Raw genomic sequence first — 22,297 nt, 5'->3', positions numbered from 1 at the left:
TTCGAGGAGTGACTCGTGACCCAGCCCCAGGCCAACATCGGCGTCGTCGGATTGGCGGTGATGGGCTCGAACCTGGCCCGCAACCTCGCCAGTCGCGAGGGCAACACCGTCGCCGTCTTCAACCGCTCGTACGAGAAGACCGAGACGCTCATCACCGAGCACCCCGAGGCGGGCTTCATCGCCACGAGCAGCTACGAGGAGTTCGCCGCCGCGCTGCAGAAGCCGCGCACCGCGATCATCATGGTGCAGGCCGGCCGGGGTACCGACGCCGTCATCGACGCCCTCACCGCGGTGTTCGAGCCGGGCGACATCATCGTCGACGGCGGCAACGCGCTCTTCACCGACACCATCCGCCGCGAGGCCGCGGTGCGCGCGACGGGCATCAACTTCGTCGGCGCCGGCATCTCGGGCGGCGAGGAGGGCGCGCTCAACGGCCCCTCGATCATGCCGGGCGGCTCGGCCGAGGCATGGCAGACGCTCGGCCCCATCCTGCGCTCGATCGCCGCGGTCGCCGAGGGCGAGCCCTGCGTCACCCACGTCGGCACCGACGGCGCCGGCCACTTCGTCAAGATGATCCACAACGGCATCGAGTATGCCGACATGCAGCTCATCGCCGAGGCCTACGACCTGCTGCGCCGCGTCGGGGGCCTCGAGCCCGCCGAGATCGCCGAGGTCTTCGCCGAGTGGAACACGGGCGAGCTCGAGAGCTACCTCATCGAGATCACCGCCGAGGTGCTGCGCCAGGTCGACGCGTCGACCGGCAAGCCACTCGTCGACGTCATCCTCGACCAGGCCGGCGCCAAGGGCACCGGCGCCTGGACGGTGCAGACCGCGCTCGACCTGGGCGTGCCCGTCAGCGGCATCGCCGAGGCGGTCTTCGCCCGGTCGCTGTCGTCGAAGCCCGCTCAGCGCGCCGCCGCGAGCGCGATGCCCGCCGCCGCCGCGGAGTGGGCTCCGGATGACCGCGCCGCGTTCGTCGAGGACGTGCGCCGCGCGCTCTACGCCTCGAAGATCATCGCCTACAGCCAGGGCTTCGACGCGATCGTCGCCGGTGCCGAGCAGTACGACTGGGACATCAAGAAGGGCGAGATCGCCAAGATCTGGCGCGCCGGCTGCATCATCCGCGCCCAGTTCCTCAACCGCATCACCGAGGCCTACGCCGCCGACCCCGAGCTGGTCGCGCTCGTCACGGCGCCGTACTTCACCGAGGCCGTCGCCGGCGCTCTGCCGGCCTGGCGGCGCATCGTCTCGGGCGCGGCCCTCGCGGGCATCCCCACGCCGACGTTCGCCTCCTCGCTGTCGTACTACGACGGCCTGCGCGCCGATCGCCTGCCCGCCGCCCTCGTGCAGGGGCAGCGCGACTTCTTCGGGGCGCACACCTACAAGCGCGTCGACAAGGAGGGCACGTTCCACACGCTGTGGAGCGGCGACCGCACCGAGATCTCGGCGACCGACGCGCACTAGGCGACGCACTCGCGACGACGGCCCCCTCGAGAGATCGAGGGGGCCGTTCTCGTCTCGGCAGGCGTCGGGCGCGGGCCGCTCAGCCGCGCGGGGCGCTCAGCCGCGCGGGGCGCGGGCGGCCCGCAGCGTGCGGCCGAGGAACGGCGGCAGCAGCACGAGCACGGTCGGCAGCAGCACCTGAACGAGGCCGGCACCGGTCGCGGGCAGCACGAGACTGAAGACGAGCACGTCGTCGAGGAACGAGGTGCCGGCGGCGGCGCTGGATGCTCCGGCCGCGGCCAGCAGGTGCGCGAGCGACCCGGCCAGAACGGTGAGCACGAGCGTCGGCAGCAGGGCGAGGCGCCTCGGCAGCAGCATCCACACCGCGGCGAGGGCGATCGCCTGCGCGAGGGCGCCGACCGCCCAGTGGCCGGCCGTCCACCAGGCGGCGCCGATCGGCGGCTCCCCCAGGATCGCGGCGCCGAGGGTCTCGATGAGTCCCTGGGTCGCCCAGACGAGCACTCCGCTCAGGGCGGCCCAGGCGAGCACGCGGCGCGGGGCGAACGCGCCGGCGGTGGGGAGGGCGCGCGGCGCGGGGTCGCTGTCGGCGAGCTCGTCGCGGTCGCGTTCGCGGTCTCGGTCGCGGAGGCCGTCGCGCTCGAGGGCGTCGCGCTCGACGTCGCCCGCGTCGGTGTCGTCGTTCGCAGAGTCGGCCATGGTCCCATTCTGCCGGGCTGCGGGCCGGGCGCGCCGCCGACGGCCGCTCAGCGCGGGCGGTCGGTCGCGGATGCCCGGCGGCGGCCCATCCGCAGCGCGAGCGACCGCAGCAGCAGGCCGACCGCGAGCAGCACGCCGGTTCCGAGCAGCGATACGGGCGGCAGCGCCGCGACGAGCACGACGCAGCCGAGGAGGCCGACCCCGGCGATGACGCGACTGCCGCGCCAGCGGTGCTCGGGCTCCTGCCGCAGCGCCGAGAGGTGGGCGATCGCGTAGTAGAGCAGCACCGCGGCGCTCGAGGCGGCCACGAGCTGGGCGGGCTCGAGCAGCACGACGATGACGGCAGCGGCCACGGCGATGACCCCCTCGGCCACGACGGGAGCGTGCGTGCGGCTGCTGATGCGCGCGAGCGGGCCGGGCAGGTCGCCCTCGCGCGCCATCGCGAGACTGGTGCGGCTGAGACCGGCCAGGATGCCCGCGAGCGAGCCGAGGCAGGCGATGCCGGCCAGCACGGCTACCGCCGGCCGCCACGCGACCGGCAGCAGATCGGCGAGCGGCGAGTCGCTCGCGGCGAGCCCGGCGGGCCCGAGGCCGGCGAGCAGCACGACGGCGACGAGCGCGTACAGTCCGAGCACGAACCCGAGCGCGAGCAGGATCGCGCGCGGCAGCGTGCGGCGCGGGTCGCGCACCTCCTCGCCCAGGGTGGCCATGCGGGCGTACCCGGCGAAGGCGAAGAACAGCAGTGCGGCGGCCTGCAGCACGCCGAGCGGGGTGGCGGCGAGGAGGGCGGGTGGAGCATCCCCCGGGGCGGCACCCCCGGTGGCCGCCGCGACCAGCACGACCGCGAGGCCCGTCAGCACGATCGTGACGATGACCATCGACACCCGCACTGTCGTGCGCACGCCCGAGGCGTTGAGGCAGGCGAGCAGCACGAGCAGTCCGGCGGCGACGGGTGTCGGATCCGCCGGCCAGAGGTAGGCGGCGGCGACCGAGGCGATCGCGGCGGCCGAGGCCGTCTTGCCGGTGACGAAGAGCCAGCCGGCGGCGAAGCCCGTCCACTCCCCCACCCAGCGGCGGCCGAAGGCGTAGGCGCCGCCGGCGACCGGGTGGGCCATCGCGAGCTGCGCCGAGCTCGCGGCGTTGAGCGCGGCGATGGCGGCGGCGATCACGAGGGCCGGGAGCAGTCCGCCGGCGCCCGCGGCCGCAGAGGCGGGCGCCCAGACGAAGAACACCCCCGCGCCGATCATCGAGGCGAGCCCGATGCCGACGGCCCCGGCGAGGCCGATGCGGCGGGCGAGCCCGGGCGGGCGGGGGGAGGGTGCCGAGGTCACCCGCGCACCCTACCGATCGCGGGTGACGCGACGATGGACGGCGTCGCCCCTGCCCCGCGCCGGGGCGCCCGTGCGACACTGGAGCCGATGGACGACGACCCCCGCGAGCTGCGCGACGACGGCTTCGACGACGACCTGCTCGAGGAGCTGGAGTCGGCGAACCGTTTCGAGCGCCGTCGCCGGGTCATGAAGTGGGTGAGCATCGCCACGATGGTCGCCATGGTCGTCCCCGGCGTGCTCACCACGGTCGGCATCGCGCAGTCGACGGCCGCACGATCCTGCCGCCTGGCGGTCGACCTCGCCGCGAGCGAGCGCACGACGGCGCGCGCCGCCTTCGAGTTCTCGAGCCTCGAGACCCTCGGCTGGAACTGCTACGCCGTCACCGCCTCGGGCGAGGTGCGGGTCGCGATGCTCGGCCTCATCCCGGGGCCGCCGCGGCTGACGCCCTCCGTCGCGAGCTGACGACTCGGGCCCCGCCGCAGCGGCCGCCGAGCATCCATTCGGCGCGGGATGCCCCGCCGGACTATCGCGAACCGCCATCGCCTTGCGAGAATGAGGCGTTCCGTGCCGCGGAGTCGCCCACCCGGGCGATGCGACCCGTCGAGGAGCGGTGGTTGCTTTCATCGCTTCCGGTCACCTCCTCCGCGCACCCGCACGGGATCGGTCGCGCGCATCGACGACGATGCCGCGCGCCGTCGACGAACGCAGGAGGACTCTCATGACCGATACCGCCATCCCCACCGCCGCCGGTCTCGCCCGGATCGACCGCGACCGGCTCGCCGCCCTCACCGCGCGCGAGCAGGAGGCGTTCATCGCCGCCCGGCCGCGCTCGAAGGCCGCCTACGAGGGCGCCGGGCACCTGTTCGGCCGCGTGCCGATGACGTGGATGAACAAGAAGGCCGGCGGGTTCCCGGTCTACCTCGCGACGGCGTCGGGCAACCGCGTCACCGACATCGACGGGCACGAGTACATCGACTTCGCGCTCGGCGACACCGGTGCCATGGCCGGGCACTCGCACCCGGCCGTCGTCGCCGCGATCGAGAAGCGCGTGCGCGACCTCGGCGGCCTCACGACGATGCTGCCGACGGAGGACGCCGAGTGGGTCGGCGCCGAGCTCGCGCGCCGCTTCAAGATGGACCGCTGGAGCTTCTCGCTCACCGCGACGGATGCGAACCGCTGGGCGATCCGGCTCGTGCGGGCGCTGACCGGCAAGAGCAAGATCGTCTTCCACTCCTACTGCTACCACGGCTCGGTCGACGAGTCGCTCGTCGTCGTCGGCCCCGACGGCGAGAGCGCCTCGCGGCCCGGCAACGTCGGCGCGCCCGTCGACGTCACCGAGACCTCCCGGGCGGCCGAGTACAACGACCTCCCCGGACTCGAGCGGGCCCTCGCGCACGGCGACGTCGCCGCGGTGCTCATCGAGCCGGCGCTGACCAACATCGGCATCGTACTGCCCGAGCCCGGCTACCTCGAGGGCGTGCGCGCGCTCACCCGGCAGTACGACGCGCTGCTCATCATCGATGAGACGCACACCTTCTCGGCCGGGCCCGGCGGCATGACGACGGCCTACGACATCGAGCCCGACATCGTCGTCATCGGCAAGGCCATCGGCGGGGGCATCCCGACCGGGGCCTACGGCCTCTCAGCGGAGTTCGCCGACCGCGCCCTCGCGCGCGACGACCTCGACCTCGTCGACATGGGCGGCGTCGGAGGGACCCTCGCCGGCAACCCGCTCTCGGTCGCCGCCATGCGCGCGACCCTCGAGCACGTGCTCACCGACGAGGCCTTCGCGCACATGATCGACACCGCGACGTACTTCACGCAGGGCGTCGACGCGCTCTTCGACGAGTACGCCCTGCCGTGGTCGATCAACCAGCTCGGGGCCCGGGCCGAGTACCGCTTCGCGCGGCCCTACCCGCTCAACGGAACGCAGGCCGCTCTCGCCGCCGACGGCGAGCTCGAGGACTTCCTGCACCTCTACCTCGTCAACCGCGGCATCATGCTGACGCCGTTCCACAACATGGCGCTCATGTGCCCGGCGACGACGCGCAGCGACGTGGATGCCCACCACGCGGTGTTCGCGCAGGCGATCCGGGAGCTGCTCGGGCTCGAGTAGGGGGTCGAGCGGGGGCGGGCCGCTCGCAGGCTCGCGCCGCCGCGTGCCGGGGCCGCGCCTGTGCCCGGAAGTGGCGCCTGCGCCCGGACTTCCGGGCTCACCCGGAACGTTCGGGCACAGGCGCCGGGGCGGGGCGGGTGCTGCTCAGCCGCTGACGACCACGAGCTGGTTCGGCGTCTGCGGCACGCCGATCGAGTCGATCACCGCGAGCTCGTCGAGGTCGACGATGTGCACCGTGTCGGTGGCGGGCTCGGTGATCCAGGCGAGGCCGCCGAGCACGGTGACGCTCGGGCGGGGCTCGGTGTAGTCCTCGGGCACCTCCCACTCGGCGACGACGGGGGTCTCGCTCGTGATCGCGCCGGTCTCGGCGTCGATCGCGCGCAGCACGCCGTCGGTTCCGACGACGAGGCCGGTGCCGGCATCCGTCATCGCGAGGCCCGTCGAGGCGTACGCGGCCGGCAGCTCGACGAGGCGCATCGTGCCCGCGACGGTGTCGACGAGCGCGACGCGGGCGGTGTCGTCGCCCTCGATCGCGTAGTTCGTCAGCACGATCGGCGACTGCTCGGTGCCGCGCGCGGTGCCGATCGACGCCGCGGCGTCAGGAGCGGCGACGGTCGTGAAGGCGCCGTCGCCGTAGACGACGACCCCGCCGGCGCAGCCGAACACGAGGTGCTCGTCGGCCGCGGCCGTCTCGCCGTGCACGCGGGGGCACTCGTCGGTGCGGGCGAGCTCGGCGCCGTCGGCGCTCTGGGCGACGACGGTGGTGCGATCCTCCTCGGTCCCCTCGGTGACCACGAGCGTGCCGTCCTCGAGCACGACGGCGACGCCGTGGTGGGCCGTGGGCAGGGTGACGACCTCGGTCTCGGGGTCGCCGTCGGCGATGTCGTGCGGATCGAGCACCGTCACGGTGCCGTCGCCGTCGCTGAACAGGGCCGTGCGGTCGCCGTGCGGCACGACGTGGCCCGGCTCGCTCATCGGGAAGGCCACCTCGGTCATCGCCGGGTCGCTCACGTAGCTGTGGCCGTGGTCGTCGTGCGACTCCGTCCAGGTCCCGGTGTCGAGCATCCGGATGCCCGACGCGTCGTTGAGCGCGACGTGGCGCCCATCGCCCGCCGGGGCGATGCGCACCGGCTCGTCGAGGCTGATGTCGGCGAGCACCTCGAGGCTGCCGGCGTCGACGACGAGCACGCCGCCGTCGTAGGAGATGACGGCGCGGGGGTCGGGCGAGCCGACCTCGCGCACGTCGGAGTCGACGACCTCCTCCGCGGCCGGCGCGGCGGCCGGGTCGGCGGTCGCGCAAGCGGTGAGCGTCAGGGCGAGAGCGGCGCCGAGCGCGGCCGTGCGGGCGACGGCGGCGCGGCGGGCGGTGCGGCGGAACGGGAGAGCAGGGGTCGGGCTGTGTGCGGTGTTCGTCATCTGGTGGTGCCGCTCGAGAGCGGCATCCTCTCTATCTCGGTGGTGGCGCGGAGTGCGCTCGACCACCGTAGCTTAATGAGAACGCTTATCAATACCGGGGGCCGCGCGGGTCGCCGGGCGCGCCGATTTGCGCGTTCGACCTCGAGTCGCGGGTTCCGAAGCCGCCACTGGGCAGCACGGCGCAACTCGGCGAGGAGCGCGCGCCAGAACGCCCGACCGGCGGGCAGCCGATCGGGCGTCAGGGTCGAGCGAGAGGCGTTACGCCGCGCCGTCGAACATCGAGGTGACCGAGCCGTCGTCGAAGACCTCGTGGATGGCGCGGGCGATCAGCGGGGCGATGGGGAGCACCGTCAGGCGGTCCCAGCGCTTGTCGGCCGGCACCGGCAGGGTGTCGGTGACGACGACGCGATCGATCGCCTCGGCCTGCAGGATGTCGAAGGCCGGGTCGCTGAAGATGGCGTGGGTCGCGGCGACGACGACGCCGGTGGCGCCGGCCTTCTTGAGCGCCTCGGCGGCCTTCACGATGGTGCGGCCGGTGTCGATCATGTCGTCGACGAGCAGGCAGACGCGGCCCTTCACGTCGCCGACGATCTCGTGCACCGAGACCTGGTTCGGCACCAGCGGGTCGCGGCGCTTGTGGATGATGGCGAGCGGGGCGCCGAGCTTGTCGCTCCAGATGTCGGCGACGCGCACGCGGCCCATGTCGGGCGAGACGACCGTGAGGGTCGAGGCGTCGAGCTGCTTCTGGAAGTGCTCGAGCAGCACCGGCATGGCGAAGAGGTGGTCGACGGGGCCGTCGAAGAATCCCTGGATCTGCGCGGCGTGCAGGTCGACGCTCATGATGCGGTCGGCGCCGGCGGCCTTGAAGAGGTCGGCGACGAGGCGGGCGGAGATCGGCTCGCGACCCCGCCCCTTCTTGTCCTGACGCGAGTAGGGGTAGAACGGGGCCACGACGGTGATGCGCTTCGCCGAGGCCCGCTTGAGGGCATCCACCATGATGAGCTGCTCCATGAGCGCCTCGTTGATGGGCCGCGCGTGGGACTGGATGACGAAGGCGTCGCAGCCGCGCACGCTCTCGTCGTAGCGCGCGTAGATCTCGCCGTTGGCGAAGGTGCGGGCGTCGGTGTGCACGACGTCGGTCTCGAGCTCGGCCGCGATCTGGTGAGCGAGCTCGGGGTGGGCGCGACCCGTGACGAGCACGAGCTTCTTCTGGCCGGTGATCTTGATGCTGGCCATGGATGCCCTGCTCCCTGTCGCCGCGGCGACGCTGGTTGGTCGTTGGTCGGTTCGGCGGTTACGGCGCAGGAGTCTCGTCGGCCGCGGGCGGGGCGGCGGCTGCGGCCTCGGCCGCTGCGGTGCCCGGCCGGTTCTTCTCCACCCAGCCGGCGAGGTTGCGCTGCGGCGCCACGTTCAGCGCCAGCTCGCCCGCCGCGACGTTCTTGCGGATGACGGTGCCGGCACCCGAGTAGGCGCCGTCCCCAATCCTAACGGGGGCGACGAAGACGTTGTGCGAGCCGGTGCGCACGTGCGATCCGACGACGGTCTTGTGCTTGTTCACGCCGTCGTAGTTGGCCGTGATGGTGCCCGCGCCGATGTTCGAGCCCTCGCCGACGGTGGTGTCGCCGATGTACGACAGGTGCGGCACCTTGCTGCCCGCGCCGAGGGTCGTGTTCTTCGTCTCGACGAAGGTGCCGACCTTGCCCTTCTCGCCGATGACGGTGCCGGGGCGCAGGTAGGCGAAGGGGCCGACGGATGCTCCCGCCCCCACGACCGCGAGCGTCGCGTCGGTGCGGCTCACGCGGGCGCCCTCCCCCACCTCGGTGTCGACGAGGGTCGTGTCGGGGCCGACGACGGCGCCGGAGGCCACCGCGGTCGCCCCCTTCAACTGGGTTCCGGGCTGGATCTCGCTGTCGGCCTCGAGGGTGACGGTGCGGTCGATCCAGACGCTCGCCGGGTCGCTGATGGTGACGCCGGCGAGCTGCCAGCCGCGCACGATCATCGCGTTGAGGCGCTGGGCGGCGTCGCTCAGCTGCACGCGGTCGTTGATGCCGGCGACGAGCCAGCTCTCCCCCGCCGGGAGCGCGGCGACCCCGTGGCCGTCGCCGCGCAGCAGGCCGATGACGTCGGTGAGGTACTTCTCCTGCGCGGCGTTGTCGGTCGACACGAGCGCGAGCGAGCTGCGCAGGGGGGCGGCGGTGAAGACGTAGGTGCCCGAGTTGATCTCGGTGAGGGCGCGCTCGGCGTCGGAGGCGTCCTTCTGCTCGACGATGCGGTCGAGCCCGCCGTCCTCGGCGCGCACGATGCGGCCGTAGCCGGTGGCGTCGTCGAGCACGGCGCTGAGCACGGTAGCGGCGGCGCTCCGGGTGCGGTGCTCGGCGACGAGGTGCGCGAGCGTCTGCGCATCGAGAAGCGGCACGTCGCCCGAGACGACCAGCACGTCTCCCTCGAAATCGGCGGGCAGGGCATCCAGCGCCGCTTCGACGGCCCGGCCGGTGCCCGGCACCTCGTCCTGATCGGCGATGAGCGCATCGGCGTCGAGGTCGAGGATGGCGGCGGCGACGGTGTCGCGCTCGTGCCGCACGACGGCGACGACGTGGGCGGGCTCGAGCGCGCGGGCGGTGGCGAGCACGTGGCCGATGAGGGGCACGCCGGCGAGCGGGTGCAGCACCTTCGGCAGGCGCGACTTCATGCGGGTGCCCTGGCCGGCGGCGAGCACGATGACGGCGAGACGGGGATCGGTCATCCCCCCATCCTCTCGCACAGGGCGGCGAGACGTGACAGGTCGGCGCGCACGGCGACCTCGTCGGCGGCGAGCTCGGCGTCGGACATGCCGGGCTGGCGCACGAGGGTGAATACGGCCTCGCTCGCGTCACCCGCGGCCTCGATGCGCAGGCGGTTGTGCACGAGCGCGCCGTCGGGCATCGTGACGTCGTGATCGAGGATGCCCCGTTCGACGTCGACCTGGAACCGCGCCCGCACGGTGCCGAACGGCGCGTCGACGAGCCAGACGTCGGCCTCGGCCGGGTCGGGGCGCGCCGAGGTCGCGAAGCCGGATGCCCACTCGGGCAGCCGCGCGAGGTCTGCGGCCACGGTCATCGCCTCGGCACGGGTCGCGGCGATGCGCTGCCGCACGACCACCGTCTCCATCAGCACTCCACGTAGTTCACGGCGAGCCCGCCCTCGCTGGTCTCCTTGTACTTGCGCGACATGTCCTCCCCCGTCTGCCGCATGGTGCGGATGACGGTGTCGAGCGAGATGAGGTGCGTGCCGTCGCCGTGCATGGCCATGCGCGCGGCGGCGACGGCGTGACCTGCGCCGATGGCGTTGCGCTCGATGCAGGGCAGCTGCACGAGGCCGGCGACGGGGTCGCAGGTGAGGCCGAGCGAGTGCTCCATGGCGATCTCGGCGGCGTTCTCGACCTGCTCGGTGCTGCCCCCGAGCAGGTGCGCGAAGCCCGCGGCGGCCATGGACGCCGCCGAGCCGACCTCGCCCTGGCAGCCGGCCTCGGCGCCCGAGATGCTCGCGTTCGACTTGATGAGCCCTCCGACGACGCCCGCCACGAGCAGGAACTGCCGCGCCGCCTCGGCCGCATCCCCGCCCGGCAGCTGGTGGCTCGGGATGATGTCGAGCGCGTGCCGCAGCACCGCCGGGATGATGCCCGCCGCCCCGTTCGTCGGCGCCGTGACGACGCGCCCGCCGGCCGCGTTCTCCTCGTTGACGGCGATGGCGTAGGCCTGCAGCCACTCCAGGGTGCAGTCGCGCTCGTTGGCCTCCTGGATGCTCCGCAGGCGCTCGGCCATGGCCGCAGCCCGGCGGGGAACACGCAGGCCCCCGGGCAGCACGCCGCTGCTCGACAGCCCGGCGTCGATGCACGCCGACATCGCGGCCCAGATCCGGTCGAGAGCGGCATCCGTATCGGCGGCGGTGCGCACCGCGGCCTCGTTCTCGCGCGCCAGGCCGGAGATGCTCAACCCCGTCTCGCGGCACAGCGCCAGCAGCTCGTCGGCGTGGTCGAAGCGGTGCGGCACGACGATGCCCGAGCCGGGTGCGACGACGTCGCCCTCGCGCTCGACGAAGCCTCCGCCGATCGAGTAGTAGGTCTCGCTCGCGAGCTCGCGGCCATCGGCGTCGCGCGCGACGAGGGTGAGGGCGTTGGGGTGGCGCGGCTTGATCTCGCGCGGGGCGAAGCGCAGCCAGTCGGCAGCGAGCGCGATGGGGTGACGGCGGTCGAGGGGCAGCGCTCCGGCGTCGGCGGTCTCGCGGGCCCGTTGGACGTCGTCGCGGGTGACGGTCTCGGCGCGGTGGCCGGCGAGGCCGGCGAGCACGGCGTCGGGGGTGCCGTGGCCGACGCCGGTGGAGCCGAGCGAGCCGAAGAGGGTGCACTCGATCTGGGCGACGTTCTCGAGGTCGGGCAGCGCGGCGACGAAGGCGGCAGCGGCGCGCAGCGGGCCGACGGTGTGCGAGCTCGACGGCCCGATGCCCGGCTTGAACAGGTCGAGCACGGAGATGAAGGCGCGCTCGGCCAGGGGCACGCGCAGACTCAGGGGCAGGCTCACGGGCGGCGCTCCGATCGGTCGGGGCCGGTGTGGGGCCCTGGATGACGTGCGGCACGGCGGAGCCCGTTGTGCGGGCGCCGATGAACCGCTGAGAGACATCATGGCGGGGATCGTTCGGGGCCGCACGTCTCGACGCGTCGTCGATCAGACCGCGCGCGCCTCGACGATCATCAGCGACTGCTCGCCGGAGAACGGGGTGCCCCGCCAGTCGCCGTGCACCGCCTCCACCGCGAATCCCGAAGCGGTCAGGTGGCGCTCCAGCGTCGCGCGATCGCGGAAGGCGAGATCGAACTCGTGCACGACGTGGTCGCCGCTCGAGGCGAAGACCGTGTGAGCGGTGATGCGGACGATGCCGGCATGGCCTTCGGCAGCTTCGTACCACTCCTCGACGCTGCCGAGGCGAGTGTCCCGCACGGTGCGGCCCGCCGCGACCCAGTCCTCCCATGGGCGACGGCTGGGATTGCGCGCCTCGAAGGCCAGCAGCCCGCCGATGGGCATGCGCGCTCGGATGTCATCGAGAGTGCGCGACCAATCATCGCCGGTGATGTGCTGCGCGACGTTCCCCGTCATGATCGCCGCGTCGAACGGCCCGGACGGCAGGTCGCGGCTGTCGCCATCGACCCATTCCACACGGTCGGCACCGGCTCGAGCGCGCGCGTACCCGATCATCCGTTCGGAGGGGTCGACGCCGACGACCCGGCGGTCGGTCGCCGCGAGCGTGACCGTGAGGATGCCCGTGCCGCACCCCAGGTCGAGAACCGCGGCCGCCGACTCCCGGTCGATGAGCCCTCGGTAGAAACGGTGATCCTCGCCGTCGGGGTTGTCGTCGTCGTAGAGCGCGACGAGTCGCGGGTCGTAGTCGGGCATCGCGGAAGCGTAGCCCCCTGACGAGGGCCGCAGGCTCCTGCACCCTCCGTTCGTCACGGTTGCATCACCGCGCGGCCCTGCTCGTGAGGAATCATCTACGGTGATCGTCATGCAGCAGAACGCTCTGTCGGCCTCCCCCGACCTCGGCCGCGTCGTGCGGGTCGACCGCAACCGCATCCGCCTCACGAGGTTGGGGTGCGTCGAAACGGCCCTTCCCGTCACACCGGCTCTCTCCGCGCTCGGCCTCGCCGTCGGCGACATCGTGCGCTTCACGCCCTACGGCGAGATCGAACGACTGCCGCGCACCTCTCGTCTCGCGCGGGCCACGTCCGCCCCTCCGTTCACGCAGGTGCTCGCGGCGAACATCGATGTGGTGCTGCTCGCACTCCCGGCCCCGGCCGGGCCCCGACCCCACGTGATCGAGAGGCTCGCGGCACTGGGGTGGGCGTCGGGCGCGAAACCCTGCTTCCTCGTGACCAAGGCCGATCTGGTCACCGGGGAGGCGCTCGCCGAGCTGCGAGGCGCGATGGAAGGGCTGGCGCCGGGCATCCCGATCATCGTCACCAGCGCCGACGACGGCTCGGGCGTTCAGGAGCTGCGCGACCTCATCGCGCAGCACGGCACCGCCGTGATCATCGGTCATTCCGGGGTCGGCAAGTCGTCGCTGCTGAACGCGCTGCTCGGCACGGACGCGCAGGCGGTCGGCGCGACGCGCGAGCGCGACCTCAAGGGTCGGCACACCACGACGCACCGGGAGTTGGTGGAGCTTCCGGGCGGGGGCTGCCTGATCGACACTCCGGGCGTGCGCGAACTGGGGATGGAGGTCGAGGCCGGCGATCTCGAGCGCGTCTTCGACGACGTCGCGCAGGTCGCCGCCGCCTGCCGCTTCTCGGACTGCACGCACGCGCACGAGCCGGGGTGCGCAGTCGTCGCGGCCGTTGCGGATGGCGCGCTCGACGCCGACCGCCTCAGCAGCATGCAGCATCTCGAGCGGGAGGCGCGGCACCACGAGGCCAAGCGCGGGCCCCAACAGCGCGACAAGGATCGCGAGTGGACGAGGAAGTCCCGCGAGTACCGCCGGGCGCGCGGGCACTGAGCGCCGGTCGGGACCGCGTCCTCGGGCGCCGCTCAAGCCCGTCGCGATCGCCGCGCGCTCATGACGACGACGTAGCCTCTCGACGGACACCTTCTCCCAGCAGATCGGAACTTCCTCGCCCATGGACACGCGACTGACGGACGCCGCACTCGAGTTCCTCACCGAGCGGCACCTCGCGACTCTGTCCACGATCGGGCGCGACGGACGCATCCACTCGGTGCCCGTCGGCATGACCTACCTCGACGGCGTGGTGCGCGTGATCGGCAGCGGCGGCTCGCAGAAGTTCGTCAATGCGCAGCGGTCGGGCCGGGCATCCCTCAGCAGCGTCGACGGAGCGCGCTGGATCAGCTTCGAGGGGCCCGTCGTCGTGAGCGACGACCCGGAGCGGGTCGCGCTCGCCGTCGAGCTCTACACCGTGCGGTATCGGCAACCACGGCCGAACCCGCACCGAGTCGTGCTCGAGCTCGCGGTCGAGCGCGTGCTCGGCTCGGGCGGCATGCGACCCGCCCGCGGCTGAGAGCCGTCGGCGCGATCGCCCGCCGTTGCTCCGCCTCAACGATTCGAACCTGGTCCTCGCGATCGGTAGGTTGGTCCGCACTGCCTAACGACGATGACTGAGAGAACTCGTGTCGCAAAAAGGAAAGCACTTCACGCATCCTGCGTACGGAATCGTTCCGGGCATCATCGCGATTGCTCTCGGACTCATCGCTGTCGTCCACCCCGATCGCAACGGCACAGAAGGGCCGGGTGTCGCGGGTTTGCTGGGCATTCCCCTCTGGGGCCTCGGGGTCGGCTGCATCGCGATCGGAGCTTTCTTCCTCGTGATGGGCATCCGCCAAGCCGTCCTCGCCAGACCTTCACGCTGAGCCATCGCTTCGCCATGAGGCGCCTCTGCCACCTCGCATCGACGGTCTCAACCAACTTGGCGAAGGCACCGGCCGACGATCTATTCAGCCTGACTCCGTCAAGCGAGGTCTGGCCCGGACGCTCGTAGCGGGTTGAGGCTCGTCGACAAGCTGAGCTACCAGGATCGATCGTGGCTCCGCCTCCAGGATTCGAACCTGGTCCTAACAGCTCCAAAGGCTGTCGTGCTGCCGTTACACCAAGGCGGAACGCGCCCTCGGGCGCCGCTCAAGTCTGCCAGACGGCACCCGGCGCATCCCGGCGACGACCGCCCCCGATAATGGAGCCATGACCGCCCCCGCCGATGACGTCGACCGCATCGTCGACGCCTGGCAGCGCGAGCGGCCCGACCTCGACTTCGCTCCGCTGCACGTGCTCTCGCGGCTCGGGCGCATCGCCCGCCACCTCGACCGCGCGCGCAAGGCCGCCTTCGCCGTCAGCGGGCTCGAGTCGTGGGAGTTCGACGTGCTCGCCGCCCTGCGCCGCGCCGGCACCCCCTACGAGCTGAGCCCCACCTCGCTGCTGCGCCAGACGATGGTGTCGAGCGGCACCATGACGAACCGCATCGACCGGCTCGCCACCCGCGGCCTCGTCGAGCGCCGCACCGACCCCAACGACGGCCGCGGCATCATCGTGCGCATGACCGCGCAGGGCACCGAGCGCGTCGACCGCGCCATCGCCGAGCTCGTCGTCGCCGAGGCGGGGCTGCTCAGCGGCCTCGGGCGGGCCGAGCAGGAGAAGCTCGCTGCACTGCTGCGCACGCTCGGCGCGGGCTTCGACGGCACCGTCTAGCGGAGCATCCCGCCGCAGCTCACTGGAAGAACGGCATCAGATTCGAGACGAGGATGCCGATCACACCGACGCCCGTCAGGATCCAGCCGAGCAGCAGCAGGGCGCGACCATCGTGCACAGGGGTGTCGAGTCGCGCGCTGCCGGGGCGCGCGGGGTGGATCCACACGGTGCGGGCATCCCCCACCGCCGGGATGGGACCCGTCAGCGGCGAGACCGTCTCGTGCACGTCGCCCTCCTCGCCGAACCAGCGCAGCTTCGCGTCGCGGTCGTCGACGTTCGTGATGACGGCCTTCGCGCTGCGGTAGCGGTTCGCCCACGCGCGGCGGCCGAAGCCGATCGCGAGCAGCACGACGCCGATGGGGAGGGTGAGCCAGGCGATGACCTCCGCCGCGAGGGCGATGGCGTCGAGCGGCTCGGTCATGAGTTCATCGTAGGGCGCGGGGCTGAGGCGGGCGGGCGGCGTGCGCTGCGAGCGGGCGGCGTGCGGGGCGAGCGCGACTACCGCGGGGCCATGCGCACCGCGCCGTCGAGCCGGATGGTCTCGCCGTTGAGCATCGGGTTCTCGACGATATGCTGCACGAGCGCCGCGTACTCCTCGGGCCTGCCCAGCCGGTGCGGGTGCAGCGTCTGCTCCTCGAGCGAGGCGAGCGCCTCCTCGGGCAGGGCCTCGGCCATCGGCGTGCGGAACAGGCTCGGCGCGATCGCCATCACCCGGATGCGGTGCTGCGCCAGGTCGCGCGCGAGCGGCAGCACGAGCCCGACCACGCCGCCCTTCGACGCCGAGTACGCCGCCTGCCCGACCTGCCCGTCGAAGGCGGCGACCGAGGCGGTCATGACGATGACGCCGTTCTCCTCCTCGCCATCGGCGGAGGCCGCGCCCTGCTCGGCCATGCGCGCGGCCGCGAGGCTCACTGCCGTGAAGGTGCCGGTGAGGTTGATGTCGACGACCTGCCGCCAGACGTCGAGCGGGAACGGGCCCGAGCGCCCGACGACCCGCGCCCCGCGCACGATGCCGGCGCAGGCGACGAGCACGTCGAGGCGGCCCAGGTCGCTCGCCGCGTCGACCGCAGCCTTCACCTGAGCCTCGTCGGTGACGTCGGTGGGCGCGAAGCGGGCGCGATCCGGCCCGTGCTCGGCGTTCCAGGCCTCGGCGAGCGCCGCGCCCGGCGAGCCGGGGAGGTCGGCGATGACGACCGAGCTGCCCGCGGCGAGCATCCGCTCGGCGGTCGCGCGGCCGAGCCCTGAGGCGCCGCCGGTGATGAGCGCGGTACGGCCCGTTGCGTGCAATGGATGCTCCCCTCGACAGCAGGCCCGCGCCGAGCATCCCGGCGCCGTCGCCCGCCGTCATGCCTACCACGGTCGCGCCGCCCTCTGCGCGGATTCGCACGCAGCGCCGCGGGGCATCCCCGTAGTCTGCAGAGACGGGCGCTCGCCCGGTCGACCGCGCACGAGGAGAAGCATGACCACGGTTCCGTTCCGCATCGGGTACAAGGCGTCGAGCGAGCAGTTCGCGCCGAAGCGGCTGCTCGACTACGGGGTGCTCGCCGAGCAGGCCGGCTTCGAGTCGGTGTTCATCTCGGACCACCTGCAGCCGTGGAAGCACACCGACGGGCACGCGCCCGCGGCGATCGCCTGGCTCGGCGCGCTCGGCGCGAAGACGGAGCGCATCGTCATGGGCACCTCGGTGCTGACCCCGACGTTCCGCCACCACCCGGCGATGGTCGCGCAGGCCTTCGGCACGCTCGGGCAGCTGTTCCCCGGCCGCGTCATCCTCGGCGTCGGCACGGGCGAGTCGCTCAACGAAGCGCCGCTCGGATTCGAGTGGCCCGACATCAAGGAGCGCTTCGCCCGCCTCAAGGAGGCCGTGCTGCTCATCGAGCGCCTCTGGAAGGAGGAGCGCGTGACGCACGAGGGCGAGTACTACCGCACCGACTCCGTCACCATCTACGACCGCCCCGAGGTCAAGGTGCCGATCTACATCGGCGCCTCGGGCCCCGCCGCCACCCGTCTCGGCGGCCGCATCGCCGACGGCTGGATCACCACCTCGGGCAAGGCGCCCTCGCTGTACACGGACAACCTGCTGCCGGCCTTCCAGGAGGGCCTGGAGAAGGGTGAGCGCGTTCCGGGCACGGTCGACACCCTCATCGAGATGAAGGTGTCGTTCGACACCGACCGCCAGCGCGCCATGGAGGACACCCGCAACTGGGCCGCCCTCGCGCTCAGCCCCGACGAGAAGATGGGCGTCGAGGACCCGCGCGAGATGGAGCGCCTCGCCGACCAGCTGCCGCTCGAGCGCGCCGCCTCGCGCTGGATCGTCTCCACCGACCCCGACGAGCACGTCGGCCGGGTCATGGACTACGTGCGCATGGGGTTCCGGCATCTGGTCTTCCACGCTCCCGGCAACGATCAGGCGCGGTTCCTCGAGCTGTACGGCAGCGAGGTCGTGCCGCGGCTGCGGGCGGCGGTCGCCGAGTTCGACGCGGCCCAGGGGGCGTAGCCGGGCATCCCGGGTTCGCCGTCGCCGTCGGGGTGGCTGACGCCGCTGCCGCGGGGGCGGCGGGATGCTGCGGCCCTCGCCGCACCTCACCCGCGTCTGGGAGGATCGGGTCATGGCCCTGTTCCGCAAGAAGCCCGAGTACGGCGATCTGACCCTGCCGAAGGACGACCGCGGCACCGACTCGCTCGACGGCTACGACTACGACCTCGTGCCGAAGAAGCGCGACCTGACCATGCGGCTCGCCGACGCGACCCCGCACCAGGACGAGATCGCCGCGCTCGCCGCGGAGGACCCGGAGCTGCTGATGACGGCGACCCCGGCGCGCACCGTGCAGCAGGAGGGCGTGGATGCGCCGATCGAGGTGCGGGTCTTCGCGGGCCGCCGCGTCTCGGGCGTCGTCGGCGTCGTGCCGCGCGGGCTCGAGGGCGTCTACGACGAGGCGGTGCGCCGCCTGGACGGCCGCGGCGACAAGCCGCGCATCCCGGTCAAGGTCGTCGAGACGAAGAAGGGCTGGCGGGTCGATCTGGTGATCGGCGCGAGCCGGTAGGGGGCGATCGGCCGCCGCGCGCCGCGGCCGCGCTGCGGTGGAGACGCGGGCTGGACCCGGATGGGCCGGCTCGCTCGTCGCACCGCACCGCACCGCGTCGCGTGCGTTCGGACGCGCGGGTATGGAACGCGGCGAGTCGATCCCCGGGGTCGGCGTGTCGGCTGGGCCGTCCGCACGAAGGGGCGTGGCTTCCCTCTGCGGCTGTGTGCCGTCAAAGCTCCGGAGCCTTGATCGCACACAACCCACGAGGGTTTCCCCACCCTGACGTTCGCCAGCATCCGCGCCCGCGCGTCCCCACGATCAGGAGTCGAGAGGTCGAACACGGCGTGTCGCCCCGCACGCCGTCACGACGCGCGAAGGCCATCCTGATCCCGGACACGGCTCAGCCCCGCCGGCGCCGAGGCAAGCGCGGTGCGAGGCGGTGCGGGCCGACAGGGGCGGGCAGGCGGGCGGGATGCCCTACGCGAGCCGCTCCGAGAGCTCGAGCCAGTGCTCCTCCAGCTCGGAGAGCTGCGTCTCGAGCCCCCGCACCTCATCGTGCAGCGCGCCGATGCCGGTGTAGTCGTTCACGTCGTGCTCGGCGAGGCGCGTGTGCAGCGTCGCGATCTGACCCTGCAGCTTCGCCATCTTGCGGTCGGCGGCGGCGAGCTCCTTCTCGGCCGTGCGGCGCTCGGCGCCGGAGAGCGCGGGCGCGCTCCCGGCCGACCCCGACCCCGCCCCGGCCCCGGCGCTCGCGCCACCGCCGGCAGACCCGGCGCCGCCGGCACCAGCGCCGGCCGCCCCCGCACCCGCAGCCGCGCCCGCCGTCACCGAGGCGACGGTCGCGCGCCCGGCATCCTGCCCCGACCGCGTCTCGGACTTCTGCAGCCGCAGGTACTCGTCGACCCCGCCCGGCAGGTGCCGCAGCCGGCGCGCGCCGTCGGGGCCGGGGAGGATCGCGTACTGCTGGTCGGTGACCCGCTCGAGCAGGTACCGGTCGTGCGAGACCACGATGAGGGTGCCCGGCCAGCCGTCGAGCAGATCCTCGATGGCGGCGAGCATGTCGGTGTCCATGTCGTTGGTGGGCTCGTCGAGGATGAGCACGTTCGGCTCGTCGAGCAGGATGAGCAGCAGCTGCAGGCGCCGCTTCTGCCCGCCCGAGAGGTTGCGCACCGGCGTCGACAGCTGCGCCGTCGTGAAGCCGAGGCGCTCGAGCAGCTGCCCGGGCGTGAGCTCCTTGCCGTCGGTGACGTAGGTCGTCTTCTTCGCCGCGATGACCGCGCTCACCCGCTCGTCGATGACGGCGCTGAGGTCGCCCAGCTGCTGGTCGAGGGTCGCGATGCGCACCGTCTTGCCGAACTTCACCCGACCCGAGGTCGGCTGCACGCTGCCGTCGATGAGGCCCAGCAGCGTCGACTTGCCCGCGCCGTTCACGCCGAGAATGCCCGTGCGCTCTCCCGGCGCGATGCGCCACTCGATGTCGGCCAGCACGACGTCGTCGCCGTAGCTGACGCCCACGTCGAGCAGATCGACGACGTCCTTGCCGAGACGCGCCGTCGCCATCTGCGACAGCGCCACCGTGTTGCGCAGCGGCGGCACGTCGGCGATGAGCTCGTTGGCCGCGTCGATGCGGAACTTCGGCTTCGCCGTGCGGGCGGGAGCGCCGCGGCGCAGCCAGGCGAGCTCCTTCTTCATCAGGTTCTGCCGCTTCGCCTCGATCGTCGAGGCCTGGCGGTCGCGCTCCATGCGCTGCAGCACGTAGGCCGCGTAGCCGCCCTCGAAGGGCTCGACGATGCCGTCGTGCACCTCCCACGTCAGGCTCGAGACCTCGTCGAGGAACCACCGGTCGTGCGTCACGACCAGAAGCGCGCCCTGCCCCGCCGGCCAGCGGCGCTTCAGGTGGTCGGCGAGCCAGGCGACGCCCGAGATGTCGAGGTGGTTGGTGGGCTCGTCGAGGGCGACGATGTCCCAGTCGCCGACGAGCAGCTTGGCGAGGGCGACGCGGCGGCGCTGGCCTCCGGAGAGGTCGTCGACGATCGCGTCGCCGGGCAGGTCGGCGATGAGCCCGGCGAGGACATCCCGCACCCGACCGTCGCCGGCCCACTCGTGCTCGGGACGATCGCCGACCACCGACTGCCGCACGGTGAGACCCGTGTCGAGCGCGTCTGTCTGGTCGAGCATCCCGAGCGTCACCCCGCGGCGGCGCGTCACGCGACCGTCATCGGGCTGCATGGTGCCCGCCAGCAGGCGCATGAGCGTCGACTTGCCGTCGCCGTTGCGGCCGACGATGCCGATGCGGTCGCCCTCGTCGACGCCGACGGAGACCCCGTCGAAGACGACGCGGGTCGGGAACTCGAGGTGGAGGGCTTCCGCCCCCAGCAGATGGGCCACCGCACGAGCCTAGCCAGGGCAGAATGGGAGCCATGCCCGCCGCCGAACGCCCTGACGACTCCGCCGTGCCCGCGACCGACGCCGAGGCCGCGCCGGCAGTGCCGGCCGAAGCGATGCGGGCCGAGGCCGCGCCGACCGAGGCCGCGCCGACCGAGACAGCGGATGCTCGCACCTCGCTCGCCAACCCCGCCGTGCGCCGGCGCATCCGCCGGGTGCTGCCCTGGACGCTGCTGCTCGCCTTCGGCGTCATCCTGCTCGACCAGGCCACGAAGTTCTGGGCCGTGACCGAGCTGGAGCCCGGCGTCGGCTACCCCGTCATCGGCGACGCCATCGAATGGCGGCTCGTCTACAACCCGGGCGCTGCCTTCGGCATCGGCGGCGACTACACCTGGATCCTCACCGCGGTCGCCGCCATCGCCGTCGTCGCCATCGCCGTCTTCGTCTCGCGCATCTCGAGCACGCGCTGGGCCATCGCGATCGGCTCGCTCTTCGGCGGGGCGATCAGCCACCTGGGCGACCGGCTGTTCCGCGAGCCGGCCTTCGCCCGCGGCGAGATCGTCGACTTCATCGACTACTTCGGCTTCTTCATCGGCAACGTGGCCGACATCGCCCTCGTGCTCGGAGCGATCGGCGTGGCGCTGCTGAGCGTGCTGGCGGTCAGCCCGACACGACCCGAGCCCGCGAGCGCTCAGCCGGAGACGACCCGCGCTCCGTGAACCGGGCCGGTCGCGCGGATGACGCGGTGACGGCCCGCGCTCAGGGCCACCTGCAGCTCGAGCGCCGAGTCGGCGTCGGCGGCGAGGAACGCCACCGTCGGGCCTGAGCCCGAGACGATGCCCGCGAGGGCCCCCGCGCGCTCGCCCGCCTCGATCGTGCGCGAGAGGCTCGGCTCGAGGTGCAGCGCAGGCGCCTGCAGGTCGTTGTAGAGGTACTCGGCGAGCTGGTGCGGGTCGCCCGCGCGCAGCGCCTGCAGCACCTCGACGTCGACGGTCGGCGTCTCGACGGCGGGAGCGATGTCGTGCACGTGCCGCTCGCGGTGGCGGTCGAGCTCGCTGTAGACCTGCGGGGTCGAGAGCCCGACGTCGGCGAGCACGAGCACCCAGTGGAAGGTGCCCTGCGCGAGCGCCGGCGAGAGCCGGTCGCCGCGACCGGTGCCGACGGCCGTGCCGCCCATGAGCGCGAAGGGCACGTCGGCGCCGAGCTCGGCGGCGAGACTCAGCAGCTCGTCGCGGCCGAGGTTCGTGCCCCAGAGGTGGTCGCAGGCGACGAGGGTGGCGGCCGCATCGGCCGAGCCGCCGCCCATGCCGCCGGCGATCGGCACGTGCTTCTCGATGTCGAGGTGCACGCCGCCGCGGTAGTCGGCGACCCGGGCCAGCAGGCGCGCGGCCCGGATGGCGAGGTTCGAGCCGTCGACCGCGAGGCCGCTGGTGTCGATGGGGCCGCTGAAGGCGACCGAGAAGTCATCGGCGAGCCGGGCGCGGACGTGCTCCTGGATGCTCAGCGCCTGGTAGGCCGTCGCGACGTCGTGGTACCCGTCCTCGAGCAGGGCGCCGACCTTCATGAACACGTTGATCTTGCCCGGTGCCGTGACGTGCACCACTCGGGTCGAAGGAGCCGCCGCGGTCATGGCTCCACCCTATGCGTAC

Annotated in this window: 22 protein-coding genes and 1 tRNA gene; 10 read left to right on the top strand and 13 right to left on the bottom strand. The window is 72.9% G+C overall.

The window, feature by feature from the left end:
• Positions 1 to 60 precede the first annotated feature (60 nt).
• Positions 61 to 1,464 carry an NADP-dependent phosphogluconate dehydrogenase gene (gene gndA / locus OVN18_RS08140; RefSeq protein WP_267782965.1) on the top strand — a complete coding sequence of 468 codons (1,404 nt, stop codon included), beginning with the start codon at positions 61 to 63 and terminating at the stop codon, positions 1,462 to 1,464.
• Positions 1,465 to 1,560: 96 nt separating this feature from the next.
• Here the strand turns inward: gndA and OVN18_RS08135 are convergent, their stop codons facing one another.
• Together OVN18_RS08135 and OVN18_RS08130 are read right to left on the bottom strand one after the other, a co-directional pair.
• Positions 1,561 to 2,160 (bottom strand): hypothetical protein, encoded by a 600-nt coding sequence (locus OVN18_RS08135; protein ID WP_267780214.1) that lies wholly within the window; start codon positions 2,158 to 2,160, stop codon positions 1,561 to 1,563.
• 47 nt (positions 2,161 to 2,207) lie between these two features.
• Positions 2,208 to 3,491, bottom strand: coding sequence for an APC family permease (locus tag OVN18_RS08130; RefSeq protein WP_267780213.1), 1,284 nt, complete (start codon positions 3,489 to 3,491; stop codon positions 2,208 to 2,210).
• A gap of 87 nt (positions 3,492 to 3,578) precedes the next feature.
• Between OVN18_RS08130 and OVN18_RS08125 the strand changes: the two genes are divergently transcribed.
• Both OVN18_RS08125 and OVN18_RS08120 read left to right on the top strand, forming a co-directional pair.
• The gene (locus tag OVN18_RS08125) at positions 3,579 to 3,953 is read left to right on the top strand and encodes a hypothetical protein (protein ID WP_267780212.1); all 375 of its coding nucleotides are present in this window, start codon (positions 3,579 to 3,581) and stop codon (positions 3,951 to 3,953) included.
• A gap of 256 nt (positions 3,954 to 4,209) precedes the next feature.
• Complete coding sequence (locus tag OVN18_RS08120; protein ID WP_267780210.1) at positions 4,210 to 5,607, top strand: transaminase; 1,398 nt, start codon at positions 4,210 to 4,212, stop codon at positions 5,605 to 5,607.
• 144 nt (positions 5,608 to 5,751) lie between these two features.
• On the opposite strand, the gene OVN18_RS08115 is transcribed toward OVN18_RS08120, so the two are convergent.
• The 6 genes from OVN18_RS08115 to OVN18_RS08090 form a co-directional block, all read right to left on the bottom strand.
• Positions 5,752 to 7,023, bottom strand: coding sequence for a hypothetical protein (locus OVN18_RS08115; RefSeq protein ID WP_267780208.1), 1,272 nt, complete (start codon positions 7,021 to 7,023; stop codon positions 5,752 to 5,754).
• Between the two features lie 258 nt (positions 7,024 to 7,281).
• Positions 7,282 to 8,259 (bottom strand): ribose-phosphate diphosphokinase, encoded by a 978-nt coding sequence (locus tag OVN18_RS08110; RefSeq protein WP_267780207.1) that lies wholly within the window; start codon positions 8,257 to 8,259, stop codon positions 7,282 to 7,284.
• Positions 8,260 to 8,317: 58 nt separating this feature from the next.
• A complete protein-coding gene (glmU, locus tag OVN18_RS08105) occupies positions 8,318 to 9,766 on the bottom strand; it encodes a bifunctional UDP-N-acetylglucosamine diphosphorylase/glucosamine-1-phosphate N-acetyltransferase GlmU (protein ID WP_267780206.1) in 1,449 nt (482 codons plus the stop codon).
• Complete coding sequence (locus OVN18_RS08100; RefSeq protein ID WP_267780205.1) at positions 9,763 to 10,170, bottom strand: SRPBCC family protein; 408 nt, start codon at positions 10,168 to 10,170, stop codon at positions 9,763 to 9,765. Before OVN18_RS08100 ends, glmU begins: the two co-directional genes overlap by 4 nt.
• The gene (locus tag OVN18_RS08095; protein WP_267780204.1) at positions 10,170 to 11,579 is read right to left on the bottom strand and encodes an L-serine ammonia-lyase; all 1,410 of its coding nucleotides are present in this window, start codon (positions 11,577 to 11,579) and stop codon (positions 10,170 to 10,172) included. Before OVN18_RS08095 ends, OVN18_RS08100 begins: the two co-directional genes overlap by 1 nt.
• Positions 11,580 to 11,723: 144 nt before the next feature.
• Complete coding sequence (locus OVN18_RS08090; protein WP_267780203.1) at positions 11,724 to 12,446, bottom strand: class I SAM-dependent methyltransferase; 723 nt, start codon at positions 12,444 to 12,446, stop codon at positions 11,724 to 11,726.
• Positions 12,447 to 12,600: 154 nt separating this feature from the next.
• On the opposite strand from OVN18_RS08090, the gene rsgA reads away from it, so the two are divergent.
• The 3 genes from rsgA (at position 12,601) to OVN18_RS08075 (ending at position 14,408) form a co-directional block, all read left to right on the top strand.
• Positions 12,601 to 13,542, top strand: a complete 942-nt coding sequence (gene rsgA / locus OVN18_RS08085) for a ribosome small subunit-dependent GTPase A (protein ID WP_267780202.1) — start codon at positions 12,601 to 12,603, stop codon at positions 13,540 to 13,542.
• Between the two features lie 121 nt (positions 13,543 to 13,663).
• Positions 13,664 to 14,059, top strand: a complete 396-nt coding sequence (locus tag OVN18_RS08080; protein WP_267780200.1) for a PPOX class F420-dependent oxidoreductase — start codon at positions 13,664 to 13,666, stop codon at positions 14,057 to 14,059.
• Positions 14,060 to 14,168: 109 nt separating this feature from the next.
• Positions 14,169 to 14,408: a hypothetical protein gene (locus OVN18_RS08075; RefSeq protein ID WP_267780199.1), complete on the top strand. Its 240-nt coding sequence runs from the start codon at positions 14,169 to 14,171 to the stop codon at positions 14,406 to 14,408.
• A gap of 171 nt (positions 14,409 to 14,579) precedes the next feature.
• Here OVN18_RS08075 and OVN18_RS08070 read toward each other — a convergent pair.
• A tRNA-Gln gene (locus tag OVN18_RS08070) sits at positions 14,580 to 14,654 on the bottom strand.
• A 79-nt stretch (positions 14,655 to 14,733) separates the two neighbouring features.
• Between OVN18_RS08070 and OVN18_RS08065 the strand changes: the two genes are divergently transcribed.
• On the top strand, positions 14,734 to 15,237 hold the full coding sequence (locus tag OVN18_RS08065) for a MarR family winged helix-turn-helix transcriptional regulator (RefSeq protein ID WP_267780198.1): 504 nt from the start codon (positions 14,734 to 14,736) through the stop codon (positions 15,235 to 15,237).
• 19 nt (positions 15,238 to 15,256) lie between these two features.
• Here the strand turns inward: OVN18_RS08065 and OVN18_RS08060 are convergent, their stop codons facing one another.
• Positions 15,257 to 15,658: a hypothetical protein gene (locus OVN18_RS08060; protein WP_267780197.1), complete on the bottom strand. Its 402-nt coding sequence runs from the start codon at positions 15,656 to 15,658 to the stop codon at positions 15,257 to 15,259.
• Positions 15,659 to 15,735: 77 nt separating this feature from the next.
• Complete coding sequence (locus tag OVN18_RS08055; RefSeq protein WP_267780195.1) at positions 15,736 to 16,524, bottom strand: SDR family NAD(P)-dependent oxidoreductase; 789 nt, start codon at positions 16,522 to 16,524, stop codon at positions 15,736 to 15,738.
• Positions 16,525 to 16,696: 172 nt separating this feature from the next.
• Between OVN18_RS08055 and fgd the strand changes: the two genes are divergently transcribed.
• Positions 16,697 to 17,734, top strand: coding sequence for a glucose-6-phosphate dehydrogenase (coenzyme-F420) (gene fgd / locus OVN18_RS08050; protein ID WP_267780194.1), 1,038 nt, complete (start codon positions 16,697 to 16,699; stop codon positions 17,732 to 17,734).
• A gap of 112 nt (positions 17,735 to 17,846) precedes the next feature.
• On the top strand, positions 17,847 to 18,281 hold the full coding sequence (locus OVN18_RS08045; RefSeq protein ID WP_267780193.1) for a hypothetical protein: 435 nt from the start codon (positions 17,847 to 17,849) through the stop codon (positions 18,279 to 18,281).
• A gap of 459 nt (positions 18,282 to 18,740) precedes the next feature.
• Here the strand turns inward: OVN18_RS08045 and OVN18_RS08040 are convergent, their stop codons facing one another.
• Complete coding sequence (locus tag OVN18_RS08040; protein WP_267780192.1) at positions 18,741 to 20,651, bottom strand: ABC-F family ATP-binding cassette domain-containing protein; 1,911 nt, start codon at positions 20,649 to 20,651, stop codon at positions 18,741 to 18,743.
• A gap of 32 nt (positions 20,652 to 20,683) precedes the next feature.
• Here OVN18_RS08040 and OVN18_RS08035 point away from each other — a divergent pair, with 32 nt between their 5' ends.
• Positions 20,684 to 21,367 carry a signal peptidase II gene (locus OVN18_RS08035; RefSeq protein WP_267780191.1) on the top strand — a complete coding sequence of 228 codons (684 nt, stop codon included), beginning with the start codon at positions 20,684 to 20,686 and terminating at the stop codon, positions 21,365 to 21,367.
• Here the strand turns inward: OVN18_RS08035 and OVN18_RS08030 are convergent.
• Positions 21,340 to 22,278: a 4-(cytidine 5'-diphospho)-2-C-methyl-D-erythritol kinase gene (locus OVN18_RS08030; protein ID WP_267739169.1), complete on the bottom strand. Its 939-nt coding sequence runs from the start codon at positions 22,276 to 22,278 to the stop codon at positions 21,340 to 21,342. The genes OVN18_RS08035 and OVN18_RS08030 overlap by 28 nt on opposite strands.
• Positions 22,279 to 22,297: the final 19 nt, after the last annotated feature.

The sequence above is a fragment of the Microcella daejeonensis genome, from assembly GCF_026625045.1.
Classification (GTDB): Bacteria; Actinomycetota; Actinomycetes; order Actinomycetales; family Microbacteriaceae; genus Microcella; species Microcella daejeonensis.
Note: the sequence above shows the minus strand (reverse complement) of the source record. Positions and strands in the feature narration are given on the sequence as shown.

Coding starts and splice junctions, on each gene's coding strand:
- gndA (WP_267782965.1), top strand. CDS start 61: ATGGGCTCGAACCTGGCCCGCAACCTCGCCAGTCGCGAGGGCAACACC.
- OVN18_RS08135 (WP_267780214.1), bottom strand. CDS start 2,160: ATGGCCGACTCTGCGAACGACGACACCGACGCGGGCGACGTCGAGCGC.
- OVN18_RS08125 (WP_267780212.1), top strand. CDS start 3,579: ATGGACGACGACCCCCGCGAGCTGCGCGACGACGGCTTCGACGACGAC.
- OVN18_RS08120 (WP_267780210.1), top strand. CDS start 4,210: ATGACCGATACCGCCATCCCCACCGCCGCCGGTCTCGCCCGGATCGAC.
- OVN18_RS08115 (WP_267780208.1), bottom strand. CDS start 7,023: ATGACGAACACCGCACACAGCCCGACCCCTGCTCTCCCGTTCCGCCGC.
- OVN18_RS08110 (WP_267780207.1), bottom strand. CDS start 8,259: ATGGCCAGCATCAAGATCACCGGCCAGAAGAAGCTCGTGCTCGTCACG.
- glmU (WP_267780206.1), bottom strand. CDS start 9,766: ATGACCGATCCCCGTCTCGCCGTCATCGTGCTCGCCGCCGGCCAGGGC.
- OVN18_RS08100 (WP_267780205.1), bottom strand. CDS start 10,170: ATGGAGACGGTGGTCGTGCGGCAGCGCATCGCCGCGACCCGTGCCGAG.
- OVN18_RS08090 (WP_267780203.1), bottom strand. CDS start 12,446: ATGCCCGACTACGACCCGCGACTCGTCGCGCTCTACGACGACGACAAC.
- OVN18_RS08080 (WP_267780200.1), top strand. CDS start 13,664: ATGGACACGCGACTGACGGACGCCGCACTCGAGTTCCTCACCGAGCGG.
- OVN18_RS08065 (WP_267780198.1), top strand. CDS start 14,734: ATGACCGCCCCCGCCGATGACGTCGACCGCATCGTCGACGCCTGGCAG.
- OVN18_RS08060 (WP_267780197.1), bottom strand. CDS start 15,658: ATGACCGAGCCGCTCGACGCCATCGCCCTCGCGGCGGAGGTCATCGCC.
- fgd (WP_267780194.1), top strand. CDS start 16,697: ATGACCACGGTTCCGTTCCGCATCGGGTACAAGGCGTCGAGCGAGCAG.
- OVN18_RS08045 (WP_267780193.1), top strand. CDS start 17,847: ATGGCCCTGTTCCGCAAGAAGCCCGAGTACGGCGATCTGACCCTGCCG.
- OVN18_RS08035 (WP_267780191.1), top strand. CDS start 20,684: ATGCCCGCCGCCGAACGCCCTGACGACTCCGCCGTGCCCGCGACCGAC.
- OVN18_RS08030 (WP_267739169.1), bottom strand. CDS start 22,278: ATGACCGCGGCGGCTCCTTCGACCCGAGTGGTGCACGTCACGGCACCG.